We start from the raw sequence: 23555 nt of genomic DNA, 5'->3' as shown, positions 1-23555 counted from the left end.
ATGCTTTATGAGCAGCAGCTTGAAGAGGATCTTTTTCAATGGAAAAAGAAATTGCTGAGAAAGTCCTCCCGGTTTGAACGACTTTCGAAAAAAACACAAACCAAAATCAACGCGCATATTCCTGCAAAAATACACACGATCATTACAGAAAGCATTAAAAAAATGGTCGGAGCAACGCTTGCCGGATCGAATTTGACAACGACAGAAAAAAAGCTTGAAGGCATCTCGCTTGAAGAGCGGGAAAATAAGGTGCGGCAAACCATCTCTGCCTTTCAGAAGGCGGCGGCTGTTGAGGGTGCCGGGACAGGTGCCGGCGGACTGCTTGCTTCTGCAGCTGATTTTCCTTTGCTGCTGGGGATTAAAATGAAGTGTCTGTTTGAAATTGCCACACTTTATGGATATGACCCAAAGCAGGTTGAAGAGAGGATCTTTCTGCTTTATGTTTTCCAGCTTGCCTATTCAAGCGATGATCACCGCAGAAAAACATTCGATCTGATTGAGAACTGGGAAGAGCGGAAGGAAACGGTTAAGGACATCGACTGGCAAACCTTCCAGCAGGAATACAGAGATCACATCGATCTTGTCAAACTGCTGCAGGTCATGCCCGGAATCGGAGCGGTAGTCGGAGGCGTTGCCAATTATCATCTTGTCAGGCACCTCGGGGAGACTGCCATGAATTGCTACAGACTGAGAAGGCTCGGCACAATCTAATGGATTGTGCTTTTTTTGCGGGGAGCGTTCACTTATTTGCCTGCATTTCTGATTCACTTGCCGAAATCCTTCTTTTTTTTAGAAAAAAGATCTGTTTACTTGCCTTGATATCAGTTTACTTGAAAATGTTCAGCCTGCTCCTAATCAGCGAATACCTTCTACCCGGGACAACGATTATGGGTGTTCAATGCTCCTGTCTTTAATCTTCTTCCTCCAAAAATGCAAAACCACCGTCAATAAGCTTCTGTAAATATTCATCAAAGCTCCCTGCAATAACTGCATATTGATCAGGGTCGTGTAAAAAGCGAACGATTTGACCGCATGTACCTTTATCAGAAGGATTGAAATCAATATAAAGTCTTGATGTTCCTCCATTGTTCATACAGTCAGAAAAATGAATGTACTTACCTGGAAGAAGTCCCTCAGAATGTATCTTAGCATCAACAGCACCCTCATCTTCTTCGTATTCTAGAAGATACGAGATGTCTTCTTCTTCTCTTGAACTTTCGAGCATCTGTTGCGCTGACAATAAATAATACGGATATTTGCCTTCTTCTACATCTGAGCCAAGTATACATACCGCAATTTCTTTATCTCCGTAATTCCTCCAATAGGTCCCATCAATTGATTCCAGTAAAGAGATTAGTGATTCAGGACAATTTGGGTATTCTGACCGAATTGCCGCAATATCCTTTTTTGCAGCACCGAAGGCTGTATTTAGAGCCTCTAGTTCATCTTTTGGTAAAGCTGCTTTCAAGTCCTTTAAAAAATTGTTTACCAAATCCATTGTGATTTCCTCCTGGAAAAATAGTGTTTTTCTGACCTTGCTCAAAAAAAAACGGCGCCGAAGCACCGTTTCAATTACTTATTTCCCAGCCGCCACAGCAGCATGTTCTGCCTGATATTGAAGAATGGCGAGGCTGAAGGTTTTGGCTGCGATCAGCATCGCTTTTTCGTCGATATCAAATTTAGGATGGTGATGCGGATAGGTTGTGTCTGAATAGGTCGGCTTTGCACCTGTGAAGAAGAAGGTTCCTTTTACGTGCTGAAGGAAGTAGGCAAAGTCTTCGCCGCCCATTTGCATCGGGCTTTCTTCTACAACCCCCACGCCAGGGACGTTTCCTGCAAGGTTTGCCAGGAATTCTGTCTCCTCGCGGTGGTTAACAACGGCCGGATAGCCTCTGTCAAACGTATACTCATAGGATGCATCGTAAAGGTCGCAGGAAGCTTTCACCGTACGCTCGATTTCCTGCTCAATTTGAGTGCGGATTTCTTCATTGAAAGTTCTTACGGTTCCGATTAATTCGGCCGAATCGGCAATAACGTTAAACGGGTTTTCTGCGATGAATGATCCGACAGATACAACGGCTGATTCAACAGGATCGACTTTCCGGCTGACGATCTGCTGGAGGTTCAGCACAAGCTGGGAGCCAATGACAACAGCATCCTTCGTTTTTTGCGGCTGTGCTCCGTGTCCGCCTTTTCCCTGTACCTTAATCTGGAACCGGTCGGCAGCTGCCATAATCGGTCCGGTCCGGTACTGAATTTTGCCTGCCGGCTCGCTTGCCCATAGATGGGTGCCGAAAATGACATCGACGCCATCAAGGCATCCGTCCTCAATCATCGCTTTTGCACCGCCTGGAGCATACTCCTCTGCATGCTGGTGAATAAACACAACATTTCCTTCAAGATTCTCTTTGTGCTTATGCAGCACTTTTGCCAAAACGAGCAGTGTAGCTGTATGGCCGTCATGTCCGCAAGCGTGGGTGACACCGGGAACGGTTGACTTGTAAGGTACATCCTTTTCGTCTTGAATCGGCAGGGCATCAAAGTCTGCGCGAAGGGCAATTGATTTCCCGGGCAGTCCGCCTTTTACCACCGCTACAACGCCATTTCCTCCCACTCCGGTCCTGGGCTCAATGCCGAGCTTTTGATAATATTCTGCTATGTAGGCTGCTGTCTTGAATTCCATAAATGAAACCTCTGGATGCATATGAAGGTAGCGTCTGATTTCTACCATTTCCTCATAGGCTGCATCGAGTTCTGAACAAATCTCCTGAAACAAATCACTTCATCCTTCCTTTTTAAAAAATATATATTCGCCAAATGATTCATAAGATAAACTAAATTCTGATATTATGTCAATTTTAGGGAAGTTGTTTGAAAATTACAAGAATAAAATCTGGAAGGTGTGAAAAGGTGAAAAAGATTTCTATTATGGGAGGATGTCTTCTGGCAGTTCTCATTCTGTACGTTCTCATCCGCACGGCTTTAGTAAAGCCTGCAGATGATGGAGTGTCGCAACTTGTCCAAATCATCCAGCAGTCAGAGGGCATGCTTGCGTTTTTTGAGGGAATAGGCTATCTTGCTTCAAAACCTGGCATCATCAGTCTGCTTGCATTAGCCATTGTTGTGCTCATTCTGTTATTCAGGCATTATCTTCAGCCGCTGATGATTGGTTTGGCGGTGTATCTTGGAGATGTTTTAAACAAATTTCTTAAAAGCGTGACGGCAAGAGAACGTCCGCCGGAGCCGCTTCATTTTGAAGAGGGGTTCAGCTTTCCGAGCGGTCATGCCATGGTAGGCGTCATCTTTTATGGTCTTTTTGCCTATATGATTATTGAAAAAATCAAGTCTCCTGTTCTTAAAAAAGGGATCTGGGCAGCGGTTGTTCTGTTAATGGCCTTGATTGGGATCAGCCGCGTCATCACCAATTCGCATTATGCCACAGATGTGATTGGCGGGTACTTCATCGGCCTCGTTTTTCTTCTTGGGACCATTCTTATTTATGAATGGGCAAAGAATCTGCTTGCTGCTGCAAAAAGGAAAAAAGGCGGCGTTTCTGCTTAAAAAACAGGCATTCTCTTGATGAGAGTGCCTGTTTTTGTCCTTTTATTATTCTTTTACTCATTTAAATTAAGAACATCGCCACAATAGTAGTCACTGCAAGCCCGATTGTCACGGGGAGCAAGTTTCTTCTGGCAAGTTCAAACGGATCAACTCCGCATATGGCTGCTGCAGGGATTAAAGCCCAGGGGATAAGGGTTCCGCCTCCTACCCAAATGGCGGTGATCTGTCCAAGAGCGGTCAGCGTTGCAGCACCTGTTCCAATGGCAGCAGAGAAAAGATTGGCAATGGAACCTGCAAGGGAAATGCCTGAGAAGCCTGAGCCGTCAAGTCCTGTCAGGACGCCCACGCCTGTCAGGGTGATGGCGCCGATCTCTTTTGTGAGCGGGACGACAGAGGCGAGTGCAACCCCCAGGTCGTTGACAATTCCCTGTGAGGCCTTTGGAAGATAATCTCCTACTATTTTGATAAAGCCTGCGTCTCCAAGGTAGAAGAAAGCGGCAATTGGAATGACAGGCCCGAAAACCTTGAAACCGAATTGAAAACCTTCAATCATATATCCCGTAGTTTTTTCCAGACTGGCATTTTTATGGGCGAGCACGCAGACAGCCATTAATATAACTAGAGCTGTGCCTCCTATTAAGGCCGTTGCGCTGCCCCCCTGAAGATTCAACTTTGCCATTAACACGATGTCAATGACAAACAGCACAGGTATCAGCAGGGCCATAAAAAGTTTCATTTTGCCTGACAGAAGCTGTGTTTTTTTCTCTTCCAGCACAGGCATCGTTAATGCAGGAAATGGCTTGCCGCGTTTCAGGTCTCTCATAAGGAACACGTAAGCCGTAATAGTTGTTACAGCTCCCATGACAATCACGAGAGGAATGGATGCCTGAATCACGTCTCCTATCGGAAGACCGGCCGCATCAGAGGTGAGTTTTGGGGCTGCCTGAATGACAAAATCTCCGGACAGGGCTATGCCATGACCGAACAAATTCATGGCCATCGCAACACCGAGCGCCGGAAGACCGGCTTTAACCGCCACCGGAAGAAGAACGGCTCCAATCAGCGCAACTGCGGGAGACGGCCAGAAAAACCAAGATATCGCCATCATCAGCAGCCCGATGGTCCAGTAGGCAAGAGTTGGATTTCGGATGAACTTTGTGAACGGGGAAACCATCGATTCATTAATTCCTGTAATCTCTAAAATTCTGCTCATCGACACAATAATTGAGATGACCAATATGGTAGGAAGCAGCTCGGTTATGGCAAATATGAAGCTATTAAACACGCTTGTTATGGAATGGCTCACAGATTGACTCGCAGCAAAAGAAATGACAATGATGCCAATAATGCTGATCATCGTTGTATCGCGTCTGAAGAGCATAAATCCAACGATGCTGATAATAAATAAAACATAAACCCAGTGAATGAGTGTTAACTCAACTCCCATGGAAATCACTCCTGTATAAATGCCTGGTGTTTTTTATACAGGTTATGTATTGAATCAGCGGGTGTGAGTGTTAGCGGAAAATGAAAGACGGGTAAAGAAACTGGAGGGATTTGTGTCATTTCCAAGGAAATAGTGTCGCAATTTAGATGTGAAAAACTCCTCCGCACTATGGGCGGAGGAGCGGTTCTTTTAGTATTCTTTCACAGCCTGATAGGTCGTTACGTAAGAAGGTCTCGGGAAAATCGGCTTTTGATCCATGCCCTCGCTTGTTCCGCGTTTTTTATGGGCTTTTGCGTAGGACTGTGACTGCTGCCAGTTTTTAAATGATTCTTCTTTATCCCAAAGTGTTAAGATGACGTATGTGTCATCATGAACAGGTCTCAGGACGCGGATTGCCGCAAATCCCGGTTCGTTTTCGATCATGCGGGCACGCTCTTTGAAGCGCTGTTCAAATAGCGGTCTGCCTTCGTCTGTGACAGGTATATTGTTCAAAACGGCGTAGCTGCCAGTCTTGAAATCCCCCACTCCATCAAGCACTTCATATTTTTTAGGCTCTTTAAAAAGGGAAGCGGATTCGCTTTCATGAAGAAGGATGCCCTTATCTTCATTCTGCATCAGCAGCATGTTTTCATCTGCGTGTTCTGCGGCGGTTTTTGCCAGGTATTCCGGAGTTCCAAATGTGACATAAAAGTTCATTTTACATACACCTCTTTTTGTTTCATTATAACAATGACTGGACAAAGAAGGCTATTATGAGCCTCTGCTTACATATTCAACCCTTTTTTTAACAATACTAAACATGTATAAATCTACGGAACGCAGGTGACAGCATGCGAAAAAAAGTCATTCTTTCGGCTCTGGCAGCTCTGCTGACAGCTATTATTGCCCTGGCAGTTTACCTCCTCATCCTTGTCATTGGGGATTATTCCATTGATGAAAAAAAGCTTGTGATGGATTCTACGACAACGCTTGTAGATCCTTCAGGCAGCAAGGTGGCGGAACTGTATTTGCAGAACCGGGAGCCGGTATCGATCAAAGAAATTCCCGGTCATGTCCGCGAAGCGTTTATAGCGGTTGAGGATAAACGGTTTTACGAACATAACGGCATCGATTTAAAAGCCATTTCAAGGGCTTTGTACAGGGATTTGCTTGCCGGCGGGAAGGTGGAGGGCGGAAGCACCATCACCCAGCAGCTTGCAAAAAACACATTTTTGACTACTGAAAAATCTGTGCTCAGGAAAGCCAAGGAAGCCGCCATTGCCATGAGCCTTGAGAACAAATACAGCAAAAGCAAACTGCTTGAGCTTTATTTAAATCAGGTTTATTTCGGCCACGGTGCATACGGGATCCAGAGCGCATCGCTTTATTATTTTAATAAAGAGGTAAAGGATCTGACGGTTGAAGAAGGAGCGATGCTTGCAGGAATTCCTAAAGCACCTTCCAATTATTCTCCTGTCCTTCATCCGGAAAAAAGCAAAGAACGGAGGGACACAATCCTTTCTTTAATGGGTGATCAGGGCTATCTGACGGCTGAGGAAGTTGTCAGATCCCAGGGAAGGACGCTCGGACTTTCGATTTCTGAGGAGTCTGAGACTCCATGGCTTACCTCCTATATCGACATGGTGATGGATGAAGCGGAAGAAAGATACAGCCTCTCAAATGAAGAACTGATGCGGGGCGGATATACAGTCACAGTGCCACTTGATGCAGATATGCAAAAGACCGCCTACGAACTGTTCCAGAAAGATGCGTATTTCCCAGGAACGACAAAAGGCGCAGAAGGAGCATTTGTCCTGATTGACAACAAGACCGGCGGTATCAAGGCTGCCATCGGCGGCCGGAATTACGTGCAAAAAGGGTACAACCGCGTGACGACAAGGCGTCAGCCGGGCTCTACTTTCAAGCCGATTGCCGTTTATGCTCCAGCCATGGAGGAAGAAGAATTCGGGCCATACTCCCTGCTTGAAGACAAGCCTGTCTCATATGATGGCTATCAGCCTAAAAACAACGACCGCCAATACGATGAAGAGGTTACGATGTACGATGCGATAACGGCCTCCAAAAATGCTCCGGCTGTGTGGACATTAAATGAAATGGGTGTCTCAACCAGCAAAAAGTACTTGGAAAAATCCGGCCTGAGCATTGAAGACAACGGCCTCTCCATTGCGCTTGGCGGACTTAAAAACGGAGTAACACCTCTTCAGATGGCAAACGCGTACAGAGCTTTTGCGCAATACGGTGTATACAGTGAGCCGTATTTTATCCAAAAGATTACAGACCGCGATGCTAAAGAAGTATCGGCACCAGAGCGCGTAAAGAAACGGATTTTTTCCGCACAGACTGCCTGGAACATGACAAGAATGCTTGAAGAGGTTGTGAATGAAGGGACAGCAAGGACTGGAACTTATGAGGGCGAGCTTGCCGGCAAAACAGGCACGACTTCATTTACCGGTGTAGATGGCGCCGTGAAGGATGCATGGTTTGTCGGGTATACCCCTTCTGTTTCCGGAGCTCTCTGGATGGGATATGACCGCACGGACAGCAAGCAGTATCTTAAGCAGGGAAGCTCCTATCCTACACGCCTTTTCAAAGAGATCCTGAATGAGTCCGGTAAAGGCCGGAAAGCGGCATTCCGGATGCCTGACGGCGTAGAAGATCTTGAAGAGCCGATCAGACTGAAGAATCTGGGAGAAGTAAAGGCAGGGTATACGTTTAAAGCACTTGGCCTTTTCACCGTCACTTTAAAATGGGATGCGCAGAACGATGACCGCGTCATCTACAGAATTTATGAGACAAGCGGAAGCAAAGACAAGCTAGTAGGGTTTGTTAAGGGTGAGAATTCGTTTGAGATTCCTTATTCCAATCTCTTTTCAAACGCAGAATACAAAGTCGTTCCGTATAATGAGCAGACAGACCAGGAAGGCAAAGGATCAGATCCTGTCAAACCAGAGCTTTTTTCATCCGGTCTATGAGCAGCATGCAGATTCCGCATGCTGCTTGATTACGTCAATTTTTTGACATTTAAATGTGAAATCTATACAACCAGTTGTGAAACAGTTATAGTGTAAGAAGCAAAAACATAGGGAAGGCGCGGTTTGTCTGCGCAGCGCTGTTTCTATTTGAGGAACAGCATACATAGAAAGGTGGATTTGAGGATTTATGACGGATTTGCAGTTTAATGATACATTCCTTAAGGCGTGCAGAGGGGAAAAAACAGATCACGTTCCGGTATGGTATATGAGACAGGCAGGCCGTTCGCAGCCTGAATACCGTGCGATTAAAGAGAAATACAGTCTGTTTGAAATCACGCATCAGCCTGAGCTGTGTGCCTATGTGACGAGATTGCCGGTAGAGCAGTACGGCGTAGATGCAGCAATTTTATATAAGGATATCATGACACCGCTTCCATCAATAGGGGTAGATGTAGAAATCAAGTCCGGCATCGGACCGGTCATTGACAATCCGATCCGCTCTTTCGCAGATGTTGAAAAGCTTGGAGAAATTGATCCTGAAAGCGACATTCCGTATGTGCTTGATACCATTAAGCTTTTAACGCAGGAGCAGCTGAACGTGCCGCTGATCGGATTTGCGGGAGCTCCTTTCACGATGGCAAGCTACATGATCGAGGGCGGACCGTCAAAAAGCTACAATAAGACAAAAGCATTCATGTATGCAGAACCAAAGGCATGGTTTGCTTTGATGGACAAGCTCGCAGAAATGACGATTGTCTACTTAAAGGCTCAAATTAAGGCCGGGGCAAAAGCGTTTCAAATTTTCGATTCATGGGTAGGGGCTTTAAATGAAACCGACTACCGTTATTATATAAAACCTGTGATGGAGCGCATTTTTTCCGCAATGAAGGAAGAAAATGTGCCAATGATCATGTTCGGAGTCGGAGCAAGCCATCTTGCACGCGACTGGCATGACCTTCCGCTTGATGTTGTCGGACTCGACTGGAGACTACAGGTTGATCAGGCAAGAGAAATGGGTCTGACGAAAACACTGATGGGGAACCTTGATCCGGCTATTCTTCTTGCTCCATGGGACGTCATTGAAGAGCGCGCCAAGCATATTCTTGACCAGGGAATGAAGCAGGACGGATATATTTTCAACCTCGGACACGGCGTTTTCCCGTCTGTTAATCCTGACGTTTTAAAAAGACTGACAGCTTTCATTCATGACTATACAAAAAATGCCAAGAGTGCGCGGAGCATCTAATTTGGAATCCTGACCTCAGGAATGGCAAAATAAGAATCAGAACGAATCCAAAAGAGGTGTATGAAAATGACAAAGAAAACAATGGGTCTTCTTGTAATGGCATACGGAACACCATATAAAGAAGAAGACATTGAACGCTATTACACACATATCAGACATGGCCGCGCGCCTGCTCCTGAGATGCTGCAGGATTTAAAAGACCGCTACGAGGCAATCGGCGGAATTTCGCCGCTCGCCAAAATCACGCTTGATCAGGCCAAATCACTGGAAGAGCATTTGAATGCCGTTCAGGATGAAGTCGTATTCAAAATGTATCTTGGGCTGAAGCACATCGAGCCATTCGTTGAAGACGCCGTGAAACAAATGAAAGAAGACGGAATTGAAGAAGCTGTCAGCATCGTTCTTGCTCCCCACTTCTCAACATTCAGCGTCAAGTCCTACAATGGACGTGCTAAGCAGGAAGCCGAAAATCTCGGCGGACCGGCTATTACGTCTGTTGAAAGCTGGTACAAAGAGCCTAAGTTTATTGATTACTGGGCGAAAAAAGTAGAAGAAACCTATGCTAAGATGACAGAAGATGAACGCGAAAAGGCTGTTCTGATTGTCTCTGCCCACAGCCTTCCTGAAAAGATTATCGCTGCCGGCGATCCTTACCCTGAACAGCTGCAGGAAACGGCAGATCTTATTGCAAAAGCAGCCGGCATCACGCACTATGAGACTGGGTGGCAAAGTGCGGGCAATACGCCTGAGCCGTGGCTTGGACCTGACGTTCAGGATCTGACAAGAGACCTTTTTGAACAGAAAGGGTACCGGACATTTGTATACATTCCGGTTGGGTTTGTAGCAGATCACCTTGAGGTTCTGTATGACAATGATTATGAATGCAAAATCATAACAGATGAACTGGGCGCGAACTATTACCGTCCTGAAATGCCAAATGCGAAGAAAGAGTTTATTGACTGTCTTTCAACTGTCGTTCTTAAAGAACTTGGCATGAAAAAGTAGAAATGAAGCGGAGTTTCAGCAAGTGAAGCTCCGCTCAAATATGTGATGCACAAAAGTAAACAAAAAAGAAGGCGATAAACAATGACTGGCAAAAAGAAAAAAGTTGTCATCATTGGCGGGGGAATCACAGGATTATCCGCGGCATTTTACATGCAAAAAGAAATACGCGAACAAAACCTGCAGGCTGAAACGGTTCTCATTGAATCAAGTCCCCGGCTTGGCGGGAAGATTCAGACGGTTCATAAGGACGGCTTTATTATCGAGCGCGGACCTGATTCTTTTCTGGAGCGAAAAACGAGCGGCCCGCAGTTTGTAAGAGACGTCGGACTGGGTTCTGAGCTTGTCAACAACGCAACCGGAAGATCATACGTACTTGTAGGAGAACGGCTTCATCCAATCCCGGCCGGTGCTGTTATGGGTATACCAACTCAAATTATGCCGTTTGTCACAACAGGCCTTTTTTCCGTTCTTGGAAAAGCACGGGCAGCAGGCGACTTTATCATGCCTGCAGGCAGAGAGCAGGGCGACCAGTCATTGGGGCATTTTTTCAGAAGGCGCCTTGGAAATGAAGTGGTTGAGAATCTGATCGAACCGCTGCTTTCTGGAATCTATGCCGGAGATATCGACAAGCTGAGCCTCCTGTCCACCTTCCCGCAATTCCATAAAGTCGAGCAGGATCACAGAAGCCTGATACTGGGAATGAAAAAAGGACTTCCTGCATCAAACCAAAAACATGAGCCTTCCAGAAAAAAAGGCATTTTCCAGACTGTTAAAGGCGGGCTTCAAAGCTTGGTCGACGCTGCTGAAAGCAAGCTGACAGATACCCGGATCCTAAAAGGGATCAAAGTTGAGGCCATCGAAAAATCAGGTGCTCAATATACCCTAAAGCTTAGCAGCGGGGAGAGGATGGAAGCTGACACATTAATTGTGACCACTCCACATCAGCACACTGCAGGCATGCTTCCGGACAAGGAAAACTTTCAGTACATGCAGGAAATGCCTTCTACTTCTGTTGCAACGGTAGCCATGGCTTTCCCTGAGGATGCTGTCGCGATTGAAGGAAACGGAACGGGATTTGTGATTTCCAGAAACGGCGATTATACAATCACTGCCTGCACCTGGACCCACCGCAAGTGGCCGCATACCGTCCCAAAAGGAAAAGCGCTTATCCGTGCTTATGTAGGAAAAGCAGGCGACCAGGCCATTGTAGAACAGCCGGATCACGAAATCATTTCAGCCGTCCTGGAAGATTTGAATAAAATCATGAAACTGGATCAAAAACCTGAATTCACAGTCGTTTCAAGATGGAACCAGGCCATGCCCCAATACAACGTGGGCCACCAGGAAGAAGTCCATAAAGTAAAAGAAAAAATCATGAACAACTATCCTGGCATGTTCCTGGCCGGTGCCTCCTACGCAGGAGTCGGCATCCCCGACTGCATCGACCAGGGAAAATCAGCCGTCTCGTACGCATTGGATTATTTGAAAAAGGCAACTCTTTAAAAGGGGTTGTTTTTTTTGTTTGTACTGTTCAATGGAGTAACGTAATCAAGGAGAAAAAAGTGGATAAAGAAATGATCATAGAAGAATACAACATAGATTGGGCAAGACAATTCGAACAAGAAAAGATAAAGCTAAAGGAAATACTGAGAGACAGGGTTGAATCCATTGAACATATTGGAAGTACAGCCGTTGAGGGCCTTGGGGCCAAACCTGTCATAGATATTGCTGCCGGAGTAAATAATCTGGAGACAGTCAGCAAATTTATAGAACCTTTAAAACAAATAGAATATGAATTTGTTTATCATAAAGAGTTTCCCGAAAGACGTTTTTTTAGAAAAGGCCAGTGGAGAGCAGGTACACACCACTTGCATTTTTATGAATTTGAAGGAGAACACTGGAAGAATCAGCTTTTGTTTAGAGATTACTTAAGGGAAAATCCTGATGATGCAAGAAAATATCATGACCTGAAAGTGTACCTTGCAAATAAATATCGATTTGACAGAGTGGCTTATACGGAGAATAAAGCTTCTTTTATTCAAAATGTTTTGCGAAAAGCAAGGCTCTCAGAGATTTAGCAAAGCACAAAATTCCAGTGGACTGCAGCGGAGGGCACTTGACTCCTGCGGGATGAAGAGGGCACTGAAGATCCCGCAAGCGCAGCGAGGAAGCTTCCGGCGCTCCCCGCGGAAAGCAAGTGCCCGGAGCGGAAGGGAACGGGTAAACTTCTCAAACATATGACAGCAAATTTCTTTATAACAGCAGTTGCTTCTTTCTTTTTCATATGATATATTTCTATTTGTACTAAATGACCAAAAGTGTCATTCGGTCATTTTTAGGAGGTGAGAGGTTTGAGCGTGGACCGTAAACAGCTTATTTTAGAAGCAGCAACAAGATCATTTACCCATTATGGCTATAAGGCAACGACAATGGATTCTGTTGCCAAGCTTGCAAATGTGGGAAAAGGAACGATCTATACCTTCTTTAAAAACAAGGAAGAGCTGTTTGATGAGATTGTCTCATCTTTGCTGACGGAAATGCGGATTGCTGCTGAAGAGGCGATGGATGAGGATCTTCCATTCTTTGAAAATGTTCACCGTGCCCTGTACAATCTGCTTGAATTTCGCAAAAAGCACCAATTCACGATAAAGATTTTTCAGGAAAGCACAGATGTCGGCACACCTGCCGTTCAGGAAGTTGTTCAGAGGCTTGAAAAGATGATCCTGCAGTTTATCGCTGCCAAAATAGAAGCAGCTGTAAATAAAGGAGAACTTCGAGAGTGCAACCCTGAAGTAACAGCATTCGTGATGCTGAAATTGTATATCTCTCTCATTTTTGACTGGGAAAAGCACCATGAACCGCTTGAGAAAGAAGAAATTGCGCATTTATTTGAATTATACTTACTCAAAGGATTATCAACATAGATGGTCCTATCTTTTTGGGGGGAAAGTGACCAATTGAACATATTGGTCAATATGTATTAAATTAGGAGGAAATGCAATGAGTTTAATGGCTAAAGAGTGGAAAGCGTTAGTTTCCAACAAAAAAGTGCTGATTCCGGTCCTTGCTGTTTTATTTATCCCGCTCATGTATGCAGGGATGTTCCTTTGGGCATTTTGGGATCCGTATGAACAGCTTGATCAGCTTCCAGTTGCCGTAGTCAACGAAGATACTGGAGCTGATTATGAGGGAACAGAGCTTCAGATTGGATCTGAGCTTGTTGATAATCTGAAAGCAAATCCAGAGTTTAAGTGGGAGTTTGTTTCAAAGGATGAGGCTGTGAGAGGTCTTGAGAACGAGCAGTACTATATGATGATTGAAATACCCGAGAATTTTTCGGAAAACGCGACAACACTGATGGATGAAGATCCTCAGTCACTTGAACTGAAATATGTTCCGAATGAAGGCTTTAACTTTTTATCAGGGCAAATTGGCGGAACAGCCGTTGCTCAAATTAAAGAAGAAGTCTCCAATACGATTACGAAAACCTATGCGGAAAGCATTTTTGAAAACATTGACAAGGTCGCAGACGGACTTGGCGATGCGAGTGAGGGAGCGGGCAAGATCGATGAGGGTGTCATCGACCTGAAAGGCGGTTCAGCTGAACTGAAAGAAAAGCTAGAGTTGCTTGCAGGAAAATCGATCACGTTTAAGGACGGATTGAATGACGCTTCTGCCGGAGCAACTAAACTGGCTGACGGAGCTCAAAAGCTTGACAGCGGTCTGGGACAGCTTCAGGATGGCAGCGGAAAGCTTTACAGCGGCTCAGTGAGCGCTGAAAAAGGAGCTGCCCAGCTGAACGAAGGTCTTGGAACTTCCCTGGCTGGAATGAAAGAGCTGCAAAGCAATGTTCCAAAACTTACTGCCGGAGCTGAGGGAATCAGTGCCGGAGCAGGTGAATTATCCGGAGGAGTTAACCGCCTTTCTGACGGAAGCACGGCATTAGCTGCCGGAGCAGGTGAATTATCTACAGGTCTCGATAAGCTTTCTGCCGGTAATCAGGCTGCCTATAAAGGAGCCGGAGAACTCTCTGCAGGCCTGACTCAGTTAAATGACCAGCTGGCAGTCATGCTGCCGCAAATCGAGAAGCTTCCTCTTCCGGAAGCTGAGAAACAAAAACTGATTGAAGCGGCAAAAGGCGTCAGCCAGCTTTCTGAAGGAAGCAAACAGCTGGAAGCAAGTCTGGGCAAGCTTTCTGCGGGCGCTGCCGATGCTCAACAAGGAGCATCCACACTGGCAGAGAAAAGTGCAGAACTTTCAGCGGGAGCCGGTAAGCTTCAGGAAGGTGCATCAAAGCTTTCAAAAGGGTCTTCTGAACTTGCAGCAGGCCAAAAGAAAGCAGAAGAAGGAATTAATCAGCTTGTTGCCGGACAGGAAAAACTGTATGCGGGCTCAGGCGATCTATTGAATGGGCAAAAACAATTAACAGAAGGACAAAAGACCTTTAATCAGGAATTTGCAAAAGCAAAAGCCGGATCAGCTGAACTTGCTGCCGGCAATAGTGAACTTGGCTCCGGTATTTCAAAGCTTGCTGAAGGATCAGGTGCGCTTCAGGACGGAACAAACAAGCTTGCTGACGGTGCCGGAAAGGTAGACGAGGGCGTCGGTAAACTGTCTGAAGGGACAGGCGAGCTGTCATCAAAACTAGGTGACGCAGCAGAGGAAACAAAAGATGCCGGAGGCTCTGACGAAACCTATGACATGATTTCAGAGCCGGTAAAAGTAAAAGATGAAAAAATCAACGCCGTTCCAAACTACGGAACCGGTTTTGCACCATACTTCCTGTCACTCGGATTATTCGTTGGAGCCCTGCTGCTTTCCATCGTATTCCCGTTAAGACAGGCAGCCGGAACGCCTAAGAGCGCAATTGGCTGGTTCATGAGCAAGTTTGGTGTACTGGCTGCAGTCGGAGTCATCCAGGCTTTGCTATCTGATGCCGTTTTACTCTATGGACTTGATATCGAAGTACAAAGTGTTCCATTGTTTATTTTATTCAGCATCATCACAAGCATAGCATTCCTAACACTGGTACAATTCTTTGTGACATCACTAGGAGATCCGGGAAGATTTGTGGCTATTATTATCCTGATTCTCCAGCTTACTACAAGCGCCGGAACATTCCCTCTGGAATTGATTCCAGAGCCATTGCAGATCTTTAATGCATGGCTGCCGATGACCTATACAGTCTCAGGTTTTAAAGCGGTCATCTCATCAGGTGATTACAGCTTCATGTGGCAGCAGGCAGGTATCCTCGGCATCTTCATCGCAGCGATGATTGCAGGAACCATTGCCTACTTCTTCATGGCCATCAGAAAAAACAAGAACAGCCTCACTGAGGAAGCTACAGCATAACCTTAAACACCCGAAGCAAAAAGCTTCGGGTGTTTTTTTGCAATGGAAAAATCTATAAAACTATTATTGAAAGCCCTTACATTTTAACATATAATAGAAAAATGAGAACGATTTCACCGTGGGTACGCTGTTCGTTCGCAAGATGAGGAGGAGTGAACGTGTCAACAATCGAGGATGTTGCCAGACTTGCAGGACTGTCAAGGACCACTGTTTCCCGGGTCATCAACAATCATCCGTACGTTTCCGATTCGAAGAAAAAAGTTGTCTTAGAAGCAATGGATGAGCTTGGATATGTTCCAAATTCATCTGCAAGAAGTCTTCGAAATCAAAAAACTGAAATTATTGCTGTTTTTATACCGCGGGTTCTGAATCCTTTTTTCAGCCAGTTTATCGAATCACTTGAAATGGCGTCGTCAGCCAGGAATTATCAGCTGATTGTGTGCCAGACTCAATATTCCAAAACAAAAGAGCTCACCTATTTAAACCTTCTTAAAACAAAGCAGGTGGATGGTGTGATACTTGCATCCCTGGAGAACGACTGGAGCAAAATCGAGCCATTCACAGATTACGGTCCGATTGTTCTTTGCAATGAGTTTGAAGAGGATGCGTCTGTGCCGATGATCAGGCTTGATCAGACGTTTGGAGGATACATAGCAACCAAGCATCTGATTGAACAGGGGCATACCCATATCGGCTATTGCTGCGGCGGGCACAGAAGCAACGTTGCCAAAGAGCGGGAAAGAGGCTTCAGGCAGGCACTGAAGGAAGCTGGATTAACGTTTGATGAAAACGCCGCATTCCGGAATGCATTTAATATTGAAGACGGAAAACGTGTTTTTCATGAGCTGGCTGCTTTGGAGAATCGGCCGTCCGCTCTTTTTACCGGAGCAGATGAAGTGGCTGCAGGAGTCATCTCTGAAGCGAAAAAAAACGGCTGGAGCATTCCTTCTGACCTTGCAGTTGTGGGCTTTGATAATCAGGCCATCACAGAACTGCTCGACCCCATGATTACAACCGTACAGCAGCCTGTCTGCGAAATGGCCCAAAAAGCCATGGACATCATGATTGAAAAAATAAACAGAAAATCTTATGCTGCCCGTGAAATCTATCAGTTTCCGCTAAAACTGATTATAAGAGATTCAACGGCCGGCAAAAAGCTCGCAAACGTTTAACAGAGTAAGGCACCAGCCTGTGGCTGGTGCCTTTTTATGTGCATACGCCTTCAATGTTTACTGGAAGGAAAAGTGTGGTAATTCAAAAGGGTGACTATTACTGTACGGAAGGGATGAGAGATTTGGACAAGCAGAGTAAAAACAGCAAGGATGAGCAGCTGGAAGCATACCGGGTTGATGATAAAGACGGGAACATGACGACAAATCAGGGACTTAAGGTTTCAGATGACGAGCACTCTCTTAAGGCAGGCGACCGCGGACCGACCCTGATGGAGGACTTTCATTTCCGGGAAAAGATGACCCATTTCGACCACGAGCGGATTCCGGAGAGGGCTGTCCATGCAATGGGCTACGGAGCACACGGGTATTTTCAGGTTTACGAGCCGATGAAAGAATTTACAATGGCGGGATTTTTGCAGGACCCTTCTGTCAAAACACCTGTATTCGTGCGGTTTTCAACGGTGGCGGGCTCTAAGGGGTCTGCAGATACGGTCAGGGATGTCAGGGGATTTGCCGTTAAATTTTATACGGAAGAAGGAAACTATGATCTCGTCGGGAACAACATCCCTGTCTTTTTCATCCAGGATGCGATTAAATTTCCGGATCTCGTCCATGCCGTAAAGCCGGAGCCTCATAACGAAATGCCCCAGGCCTCATCTGCTCATGACACGTTCTGGGACTTCATTGCCAACAATCAGGAATCTGCACACATGATGATGTGGGCGATGTCTGACCGGGCGATTCCCCGCAGCTACCGGATGATGGAAGGGTTTGGCGTACATACTTTCAGGTTTGTTAATGAAGAAGGAAAAGCGCGCTTCGTAAAATTCCACTGGAAACCGAAGCTCGGCGTGCATTCGCTCGTATGGGACGAAGCCCAGAAGCTTGCAGGAAAAGATCCTGATTTTCACAGAAGAGATCTCTACGAATCTATTGAGAACGGCGACTATCCTGAGTACGAGCTTGGGGTTCAGATGATTGAGGAAGAGGACGAATTTAACTTTGATTTTGATCTTCTTGACGCAACAAAACTGTGGCCGGAGGAAATCGTCCCAGTCAAAATCATCGGCAAAATGACGCTCGACCGCAATCAGGATAATGTATTTGCCGAATCTGAGCAGGTCGCGTTCCATCCGGGACACGTAGTGCCGGGCATCGATTTTACAAATGATCCGCTGCTGCAGGGACGACTCTTTTCCTATACAGATACACAGATTACAAGACTTGGCGGTCCGAACTTCCATGAGATTCCAATCAATCGTCCTGTCTGTCCGTTTCATAACAATCAGCGGGACGGCATGCACCGCATGACCATAAACCGCGGGCAGACAGCCTATCATCAGAATTCGCTTGCCCAAAACGCTCCGCGTCCTGCCGCGCGCGAGCAAGGCGGATATGTCCACTATCAGGAAAAAGTGGATGGACGGAAGATCCGCCAGCGCAGCGAGAGCTTTAAAGATCATTTCTCACAGGCAAAGCTGTTCTGGAACAGCATGTCAGAAGTTGAAAAGCAGCATATGATCACGGCCTTCCGTTTTGAGCTCGGCAAATTAAAAAGCAAGAGCGTACAGCAGCAGGTCGTTAATATGATCAGCTGCATTGACAGCAGACTTGCGGGTAAAGTGGCAGAGGGGATCGGCGCTTCGGTTCCGAATGAGCAAACGGAGTCTGGCGTCACACTTGAGTCACCTGCACTGAGCCAGGAGAAAACGGTCAAAGTTCCCGATACGCGTAAAGTGGCAGTGCTTGCCGAAGACGGCTACGATTCGGCTTCCCTGAACGCTTTTATTGGAAAAATGAAAGAAACAGGCATGATGCCTGAAGTCATCAGCCATACGCTGAGCCCGCTGAAAAGTGAGGGCGGCGAAGAGCTTGAGGTTGATCATACCTTCCTCACAAGTGATTCCATTCTGTTCGACGCTTTTTATGTAGCGGGCGGGCAGAAGAACAAAGAGCTTCTGCTCGGCAAAAAAGACGCCGCAGCATTTCTAAAAGAAGGATTCAGTCACTTTAAGCCAATTGGAGCTGCCTATGAAGCTGCAGAAGTACTTGAAGCAGCGGGAATCGCTAATGGTCCCGGCGTGATTGTAGCAGAACAAACACAAGATCCTGCGGTATTCTCTGATGCATTTATCAGTGCCGCAGCCGAGCACCGTCATTGGGACCGGGAAGTATGACAGGAGAGACACTGAGATTTTCAGTGTCTTTTTTTATTTATAGTAAAGCTTTATTGCAGCACTTATTAATCATGGGGAGATTAGAAAGTGCTGTTAGCGTGGTTTAAGCGCACAAACGCGGTTATGGGAAAAGGAGAAAGTGCTGTTAGAGGGGGTTAAGAACACAAACGTGATTATGGGAAAAGAAGAAAGTGATGTTAGCGGCGGTTAAGCGCACAAACGTGGTTATGGAAAATAGAGAAAGTGCTGTTAGAGGCGGTTAAGCGCACAAACGTGGTTATGGAAAATAGAGAAAGTGCTGTTAGAGGCGGTTAAGCGCATAAACGTGGTTATGGGAATAAGAGAAAGTGCTGTTAACGGCGATTAAGCGCACAAATGTGGTTATGGGAAAAGGAGAAAGTGATGTTAGCGGGGGTTAAGAACACAAACGTGATTATGGGAAAAGAAGAAAGTGCTGTTAGCGGCGGTTAAGCGCACAAACGGGGTTATGGAAAATAGAGAAAGTGCTGTTAGAGGCGGTTAAGCGCACAAACGTGGTTATAGAAAATGGAGAAAGTGCTGCTAAAGGCAGTTAAGAACACAAACGTGGTTATGGGAATAAGAGAAAGTGCTGTTAGCGGGGATTAAGAACACAAACGTGGTTATGGGAAAAGAAGAAAGTGCAGCTGCAGGCAGTTAAGAACACAAACGCGGGTATAGAAAATCGGGAAAGTGCTGTAAATGTTCGCAAAAAAAAAGAAAGGACAATGAGTCCTTTCTCAAAAATATAGGTATAGGATTGGTATGGTTACAGGCTGCCGACGTTCATGCACTTATCGCATGTATTGCCGTAGCACTCGTGCTGCTCTTCAATCTTTTCCCCGCACTCAAGACATTTTTTTGCCGGCAGGTTTTTGAAAAATTCAGTCATTTTAACTAACATTGGTATCCCCTCCAAGTTGTTATTATACTCATTGTATTATAACAGATGGAGGTATGTCAACATCTGTTTTGTAACAATATGCTTCTTTTCAAAAAATGGGCTGCTGTCTGCAGGTTTAGAGGCGCCTCAGCTTGCGCTTGTCAGCGAAAAATGGGTATATTGTAAGATAGGAATGAGCGAGGGAGGATTCACATGAAAATAACGGTTGTTGGTTTTTGGGGAGGATTTCCTGCTGTTAATGAAGCTTCTTCAGGCTATCTGTTTGAATCAGATGGTTTCCGGCTCTTAGTTGACTGCGGAAGCGCGGTTTTATCCCAGCTGCAGAATTACGCAAAACCGGAAGAACTTGATGCGGTGATTCTGTCTCATTATCATCATGATCATATTGCTGATGTAGGGCCGCTGCAATTTGCAAGACTTGTTGGATCCTTTATGAATAAAAGCACCAGGACGCTGCCTATATACGGCCATTCAGCTGATGCAGAAGCATTTGCAGGGCTTACATACAAAGAAGTAAGTGCAGGAAAAGCCTACAATCCGGAAGAACCAATCCAGATTGGACCGTTTCACATCCGTTTTATGAAAACAAAGCATCCGGTAGACTGCTATGCGATGAGGATTTCAGACGGCGAAGCAGAGGTTGTTTACACGGCTGATTCCAGTTACCGGGAAGAATTTGTCCCATTTTCAAAAGATGCAGACCTTCTGCTGTGCGAATGCAATTTTTACGGGGATATGGACGGCTCGTCTGCCGGGCATATGAACAGTCTTGATGCCGGTAGACTTGCTGAGCGTGCCTCGGTAAAAGAATTGATCCTGACGCACCTTCCTCATTTCGGAACCGTGGCAAATCTCGTAAGTGAGGCTAATACGATCTACAAAGGTCCCGTACGTCTTGCAGCATCTGGCCTGCAATGGACGAAGGGCAATTAGGAGGAAAAGTACATGCTGTTTATTGATAATAAAGGAATCACAGATCCGAGAATCAATCTGGCAATCGAAGAATATTGCCTGAAAAATCTCGATCCTGAGCAATCGTATTTGCTTTTTTATATTAACGAACCTTCCATTATCATCGGGAAGAATCAAAATACAATAGAAGAAATCAACACAAAGTATGTGGAAGAGCAGGGTCTTCATGTTGTGCGGAGGCTTTCAGGCGGGGGTGCGGTTTATCATGACCTTGGTAACCTGAACTTCAGCTTTATTACAAAAGATGACGGAAACAGCTTTCACAATTTCAAAAAATTCACTGAACCCGTGACGCGCGCATTAAAGCGTCTTGGTGTAGATGCGGAGCTTAGCGGCCGCAATGATATTCTTGCTGAAGGCAGAAAGATTTCAGGAAATGCCCAGTTTTCTACAAAGGGCAGAATGTTCAGCCACGGAACGCTGCTGTTTGATTCGGAAATGGAAAATGTCGTGTCCGCACTGAAAGTGAAAAAGGACAAAATCGAATCAAAAGGAATCAAATCCATTCGCAGCCGTGTGGCAAACATCAGCGAATTTCTTGAAGAGAAAATCACGATTGAGGAATTCAGAGAACTGATTCTGCGCTACATCTTCGATACAGACGGCGAAATTCCCCAATACGTTTTAACAGAAGCGGATTGGGAAAAAATCCATGCTTTGTCTGAGGAACGCTATCAGAACTGGAACTGGAACTACGGCAAATCGCCATCCTTTAACCTCCAGCATTCACACCGCTTTCCGATCGGACAGATTGACATCCGCCTGGAAGTGAAGAAAGGTAAAATCGAAAACTGCAAAATCTTCGGAGACTTCTTCGGGGTAGGTGAAGTTGAAGAGATCGAAAACCTTCTTACCGGCCTGCAATATGACCGTTCTTCCATTGAAACAGCTTTGAGGGACACAGATATCAAGCATTATTTCGGCAATATTGAAAAAGAACAATTTATTGAGCTTATCTATTGATTACGGAGCGCGTCCTTTTTTAGGGCGCTTTTTTATTGTTGGGCAGGTGATATACGTTCACAATTCAGCAAATTTCTCCCACATCCGCCAAGCAGTTTGTTGAGAATTTTTCCGTCATAAAATATAATAGATTTATAGTTTTAAATTTTTAGAAAATGAATGGCTGTTCATTCATTTTCGCAAGGGGTGGGAGAATGAATTTACTATCACAGCTGTCTCTGTCTGCACAGAAGTACGGAGGCAAGCCGGCGTTTATTTTTGAAGGGAAAGAAACGTCGTACGGGGAACTTGATGTGCTGATCAGCAAATTTGCTGACAGTCTGCAGCAGCTTGGGGTCAAAAAGGGGGATCATCTTGCGCTTGTGCTTGGCAATTCTCCGTATTTTGTGATTTCTCTTTACGGGGCAATGCGTGCGGGGGCTACGGTTATACCAATCAATCCAATCTACACACCGGATGAAATCGGGTACATATTGAACAACGGTGATGTAAAGACAGTTGTCACACTGGATGTGCTGCTGCCTCTTTTTGAAAAAATGAATGGGGTTCTGCCTCAGGTCGAGCATATTATCTCATGTGAAACACCGCCGTCAGAAGCAAAGAGCGGATTTGATGCGTCTTCGCTGTCAATCAGCCCAAAATTGAAATCGTTTACAAGCATTGTAGCCCAAGCTGGCGCAAACCCAGCTGAAGTTGCGCTTGAAGACGATGACACGGCTGTCATTCTCTATACATCAGGTACGACAGGAAAGCCGAAAGGTGCTATGCTGACGCATAAAAACCTGTACAGCAATGCACGCGATGTAGGTTCTTACTTGAAAATGAACGACGGGGACAAAGTCGTGGCGACACTTCCGATGTTCCACGTGTTCTGTCTGACGGTTTCGCTGAACGCGCCGCTGATCAGCGGTGCAACACTGCTGATTGTTCCGCGCTTTAGCCCTGCTGAAATCTTTAAGCTTGTAAAAACGTATGAAGCAACTGTTTTTGCAGGAGTCCCGACGATGTATAATTTCCTTCTTCAGCATGAAGGCGGGGACAAAGAGGATCTTCGGACGCTCAGATTGTGCATTTCCGGCGGAGCTTCGATGCCGGTTGCTCTTTTAAAAGGCTTTGAACAGAAATTTAATGTGGTTGTGTCGGAAGGCTATGGTTTATCGGAAGCTTCTCCTGTCACCTGCTTTAATCCGCTGGACCGTCCGAGAAAGGCAGGATCCATCGGGACAAACATTTTAAACGTTGAAAATAAAGTGGTGAATGAGCTTGGAGAGGAAGTGCCTCCAGGACAGGTTGGAGAACTGATCGTCAAGGGCCCGAATGTCATGAAGGGCTACTATAACATGTCTGAGGAAACAGCCCATACAATCCGCAATGGCTGGCTTTATACAGGCGACCTTGCCACAATGGATGAAGAAGGCTATTTTACAATTGTTGACCGTAAAAAAGATATGGTCATCGTCGGCGGCTATAATGTTTATCCCCGTGAAGTTGAGGAAGTTCTCTACAGCCACCCGGGTGTAGTGGAAGCTGCGGTTGTCGGCGTACCTGACCCGAATCAGGGAGAAGCGGTGAAATGCTTTGTTGTTGTAAAAGACAAATCGCTGACAGAAGAAGGCCTGAAAGCGCACTGCCGTGAGCATCTGGCGAAGTATAAAGTCCCTGGCTCCATTGAATTCCTGGAGGAGCTTCCAAAGAATACGACGGGAAAAATCCTGCGCAGAGCGCTTAAGGATCAAGTTCTTCAAAAATAGCCGGGGGGAAGTCTG

General features: G+C 45.8%; 19 protein-coding genes. 14 read left to right on the top strand and 5 right to left on the bottom strand.

Annotated elements, in window-relative coordinates:
* Nucleotides 1-711, top strand: a complete 711-nt coding sequence (locus RKD52_RS17315; protein ID WP_203289684.1) for an EcsC family protein — start codon at nt 1-3, stop codon at nt 709-711.
* 199 nt (nt 712-910) lie between these two features.
* On the opposite strand, the gene RKD52_RS17310 is transcribed toward RKD52_RS17315, so the two are convergent.
* Nucleotides 911-1498, bottom strand: a complete 588-nt coding sequence (locus tag RKD52_RS17310) for an SMI1/KNR4 family protein (protein ID WP_454100685.1) — start codon at nt 1496-1498, stop codon at nt 911-913.
* A 78-nt stretch (nt 1499-1576) separates the two neighbouring features.
* Entirely contained in the window at nt 1577-2776 is a 1200-nt protein-coding gene (locus RKD52_RS17305) for a M20 family metallopeptidase (protein WP_454100684.1), read from the bottom strand.
* Between the two features lie 134 nt (nt 2777-2910).
* Between RKD52_RS17305 and RKD52_RS17300 the strand changes: the two genes are divergently transcribed.
* The gene (locus tag RKD52_RS17300) at nt 2911-3561 is read left to right on the top strand and encodes a phosphatase PAP2 family protein (protein WP_454100683.1); all 651 of its coding nucleotides are present in this window, start codon (nt 2911-2913) and stop codon (nt 3559-3561) included.
* Between the two features lie 61 nt (nt 3562-3622).
* On the opposite strand, the gene RKD52_RS17295 is transcribed toward RKD52_RS17300, so the two are convergent.
* Both RKD52_RS17295 and RKD52_RS17290 read right to left on the bottom strand, forming a co-directional pair.
* Nucleotides 3623-5008: a hypothetical protein gene (locus RKD52_RS17295; RefSeq protein WP_454100682.1), complete on the bottom strand. Its 1386-nt coding sequence runs from the start codon at nt 5006-5008 to the stop codon at nt 3623-3625.
* A 189-nt stretch (nt 5009-5197) separates the two neighbouring features.
* Complete coding sequence (locus RKD52_RS17290; RefSeq protein ID WP_454100681.1) at nt 5198-5704, bottom strand: antibiotic biosynthesis monooxygenase family protein; 507 nt, start codon at nt 5702-5704, stop codon at nt 5198-5200.
* Between the two features lie 134 nt (nt 5705-5838).
* Between RKD52_RS17290 and RKD52_RS17285 the strand changes: the two genes are divergently transcribed.
* The 9 genes from RKD52_RS17285 to RKD52_RS17245 all read left to right on the top strand — a co-directional run bounded on the left by RKD52_RS17285 (nt 5839) and on the right by RKD52_RS17245 (nt 18932).
* The gene (locus tag RKD52_RS17285; RefSeq protein WP_454100680.1) at nt 5839-7980 is read left to right on the top strand and encodes a transglycosylase domain-containing protein; all 2142 of its coding nucleotides are present in this window, start codon (nt 5839-5841) and stop codon (nt 7978-7980) included.
* Nucleotides 7981-8167: 187 nt separating this feature from the next.
* Nucleotides 8168-9226, top strand: a complete 1059-nt coding sequence (hemE, locus tag RKD52_RS17280) for a uroporphyrinogen decarboxylase (RefSeq protein WP_454100679.1) — start codon at nt 8168-8170, stop codon at nt 9224-9226.
* Nucleotides 9227-9292: 66 nt separating this feature from the next.
* Complete coding sequence (gene hemH / locus RKD52_RS17275) at nt 9293-10231, top strand: ferrochelatase (RefSeq protein ID WP_454100678.1); 939 nt, start codon at nt 9293-9295, stop codon at nt 10229-10231.
* A gap of 81 nt (nt 10232-10312) precedes the next feature.
* Entirely contained in the window at nt 10313-11734 is a 1422-nt protein-coding gene (gene hemY, locus RKD52_RS17270; protein ID WP_454100677.1) for a protoporphyrinogen oxidase, read from the top strand.
* Between the two features lie 59 nt (nt 11735-11793).
* Nucleotides 11794-12309: a GrpB family protein gene (locus RKD52_RS17265; RefSeq protein WP_454100676.1), complete on the top strand. Its 516-nt coding sequence runs from the start codon at nt 11794-11796 to the stop codon at nt 12307-12309.
* A gap of 273 nt (nt 12310-12582) precedes the next feature.
* On the top strand, nt 12583-13155 hold the full coding sequence (locus RKD52_RS17260) for a TetR/AcrR family transcriptional regulator (RefSeq protein ID WP_454100675.1): 573 nt from the start codon (nt 12583-12585) through the stop codon (nt 13153-13155).
* 76 nt (nt 13156-13231) lie between these two features.
* Nucleotides 13232-15583, top strand: a complete 2352-nt coding sequence (locus RKD52_RS17255) for a YhgE/Pip family protein (RefSeq protein WP_454100674.1) — start codon at nt 13232-13234, stop codon at nt 15581-15583.
* Nucleotides 15584-15741: 158 nt separating this feature from the next.
* A complete protein-coding gene (locus RKD52_RS17250; protein ID WP_369732121.1) occupies nt 15742-16755 on the top strand; it encodes a LacI family DNA-binding transcriptional regulator in 1014 nt (337 codons plus the stop codon).
* A gap of 113 nt (nt 16756-16868) precedes the next feature.
* Nucleotides 16869-18932 (top strand): catalase, encoded by a 2064-nt coding sequence (locus RKD52_RS17245; RefSeq protein WP_454101258.1) that lies wholly within the window; start codon nt 16869-16871, stop codon nt 18930-18932.
* A gap of 787 nt (nt 18933-19719) precedes the next feature.
* On the opposite strand, the gene yhfH is transcribed toward RKD52_RS17245, so the two are convergent.
* Nucleotides 19720-19854: a protein YhfH gene (gene yhfH / locus RKD52_RS17240; protein WP_081870260.1), complete on the bottom strand. Its 135-nt coding sequence runs from the start codon at nt 19852-19854 to the stop codon at nt 19720-19722.
* 192 nt (nt 19855-20046) lie between these two features.
* On the opposite strand from yhfH, the gene RKD52_RS17235 reads away from it, so the two are divergent.
* The 3 genes from RKD52_RS17235 to RKD52_RS17225 all read left to right on the top strand — a co-directional run bounded on the left by RKD52_RS17235 (nt 20047) and on the right by RKD52_RS17225 (nt 23540).
* Nucleotides 20047-20787: an MBL fold metallo-hydrolase gene (locus RKD52_RS17235; protein ID WP_454100673.1), complete on the top strand. Its 741-nt coding sequence runs from the start codon at nt 20047-20049 to the stop codon at nt 20785-20787.
* Nucleotides 20788-20799: 12 nt separating this feature from the next.
* Complete coding sequence (locus tag RKD52_RS17230; RefSeq protein WP_454100672.1) at nt 20800-21789, top strand: lipoate--protein ligase; 990 nt, start codon at nt 20800-20802, stop codon at nt 21787-21789.
* Nucleotides 21790-21983: 194 nt separating this feature from the next.
* Nucleotides 21984-23540 carry a fatty acid--CoA ligase family protein gene (locus RKD52_RS17225; RefSeq protein ID WP_454100671.1) on the top strand — a complete coding sequence of 519 codons (1557 nt, stop codon included), beginning with the start codon at nt 21984-21986 and terminating at the stop codon, nt 23538-23540.
* Nucleotides 23541-23555: the final 15 nt, after the last annotated feature.

This window comes from Metabacillus sp. SLBN-84 (assembly GCF_053629595.1).
Note: the sequence above shows the minus strand (reverse complement) of the source record. Positions and strands in the feature narration are given on the sequence as shown.

Coding starts and splice junctions, on each gene's coding strand:
- RKD52_RS17225 (WP_454100671.1), top strand. CDS start 21,984: ATGAATTTACTATCACAGCTGTCTCTGTCTGCACAGAAGTACGGAGGC.
- yhfH (WP_081870260.1), bottom strand. CDS start 19,854: ATGTTAGTTAAAATGACTGAATTTTTCAAAAACCTGCCGGCAAAAAAA.
- RKD52_RS17235 (WP_454100673.1), top strand. CDS start 20,047: ATGAAAATAACGGTTGTTGGTTTTTGGGGAGGATTTCCTGCTGTTAAT.
- RKD52_RS17310 (WP_454100685.1), bottom strand. CDS start 1,498: ATGGATTTGGTAAACAATTTTTTAAAGGACTTGAAAGCAGCTTTACCA.
- RKD52_RS17315 (WP_203289684.1), top strand. CDS start 1: ATGCTTTATGAGCAGCAGCTTGAAGAGGATCTTTTTCAATGGAAAAAG.
- RKD52_RS17285 (WP_454100680.1), top strand. CDS start 5,839: ATGCGAAAAAAAGTCATTCTTTCGGCTCTGGCAGCTCTGCTGACAGCT.
- hemH (WP_454100678.1), top strand. CDS start 9,293: ATGACAAAGAAAACAATGGGTCTTCTTGTAATGGCATACGGAACACCA.
- hemE (WP_454100679.1), top strand. CDS start 8,168: ATGACGGATTTGCAGTTTAATGATACATTCCTTAAGGCGTGCAGAGGG.
- hemY (WP_454100677.1), top strand. CDS start 10,313: ATGACTGGCAAAAAGAAAAAAGTTGTCATCATTGGCGGGGGAATCACA.
- RKD52_RS17255 (WP_454100674.1), top strand. CDS start 13,232: ATGAGTTTAATGGCTAAAGAGTGGAAAGCGTTAGTTTCCAACAAAAAA.
- RKD52_RS17295 (WP_454100682.1), bottom strand. CDS start 5,008: ATGGGAGTTGAGTTAACACTCATTCACTGGGTTTATGTTTTATTTATT.
- RKD52_RS17245 (WP_454101258.1), top strand. CDS start 16,869: ATGAGAGATTTGGACAAGCAGAGTAAAAACAGCAAGGATGAGCAGCTG.
- RKD52_RS17230 (WP_454100672.1), top strand. CDS start 20,800: ATGCTGTTTATTGATAATAAAGGAATCACAGATCCGAGAATCAATCTG.
- RKD52_RS17290 (WP_454100681.1), bottom strand. CDS start 5,704: ATGAACTTTTATGTCACATTTGGAACTCCGGAATACCTGGCAAAAACC.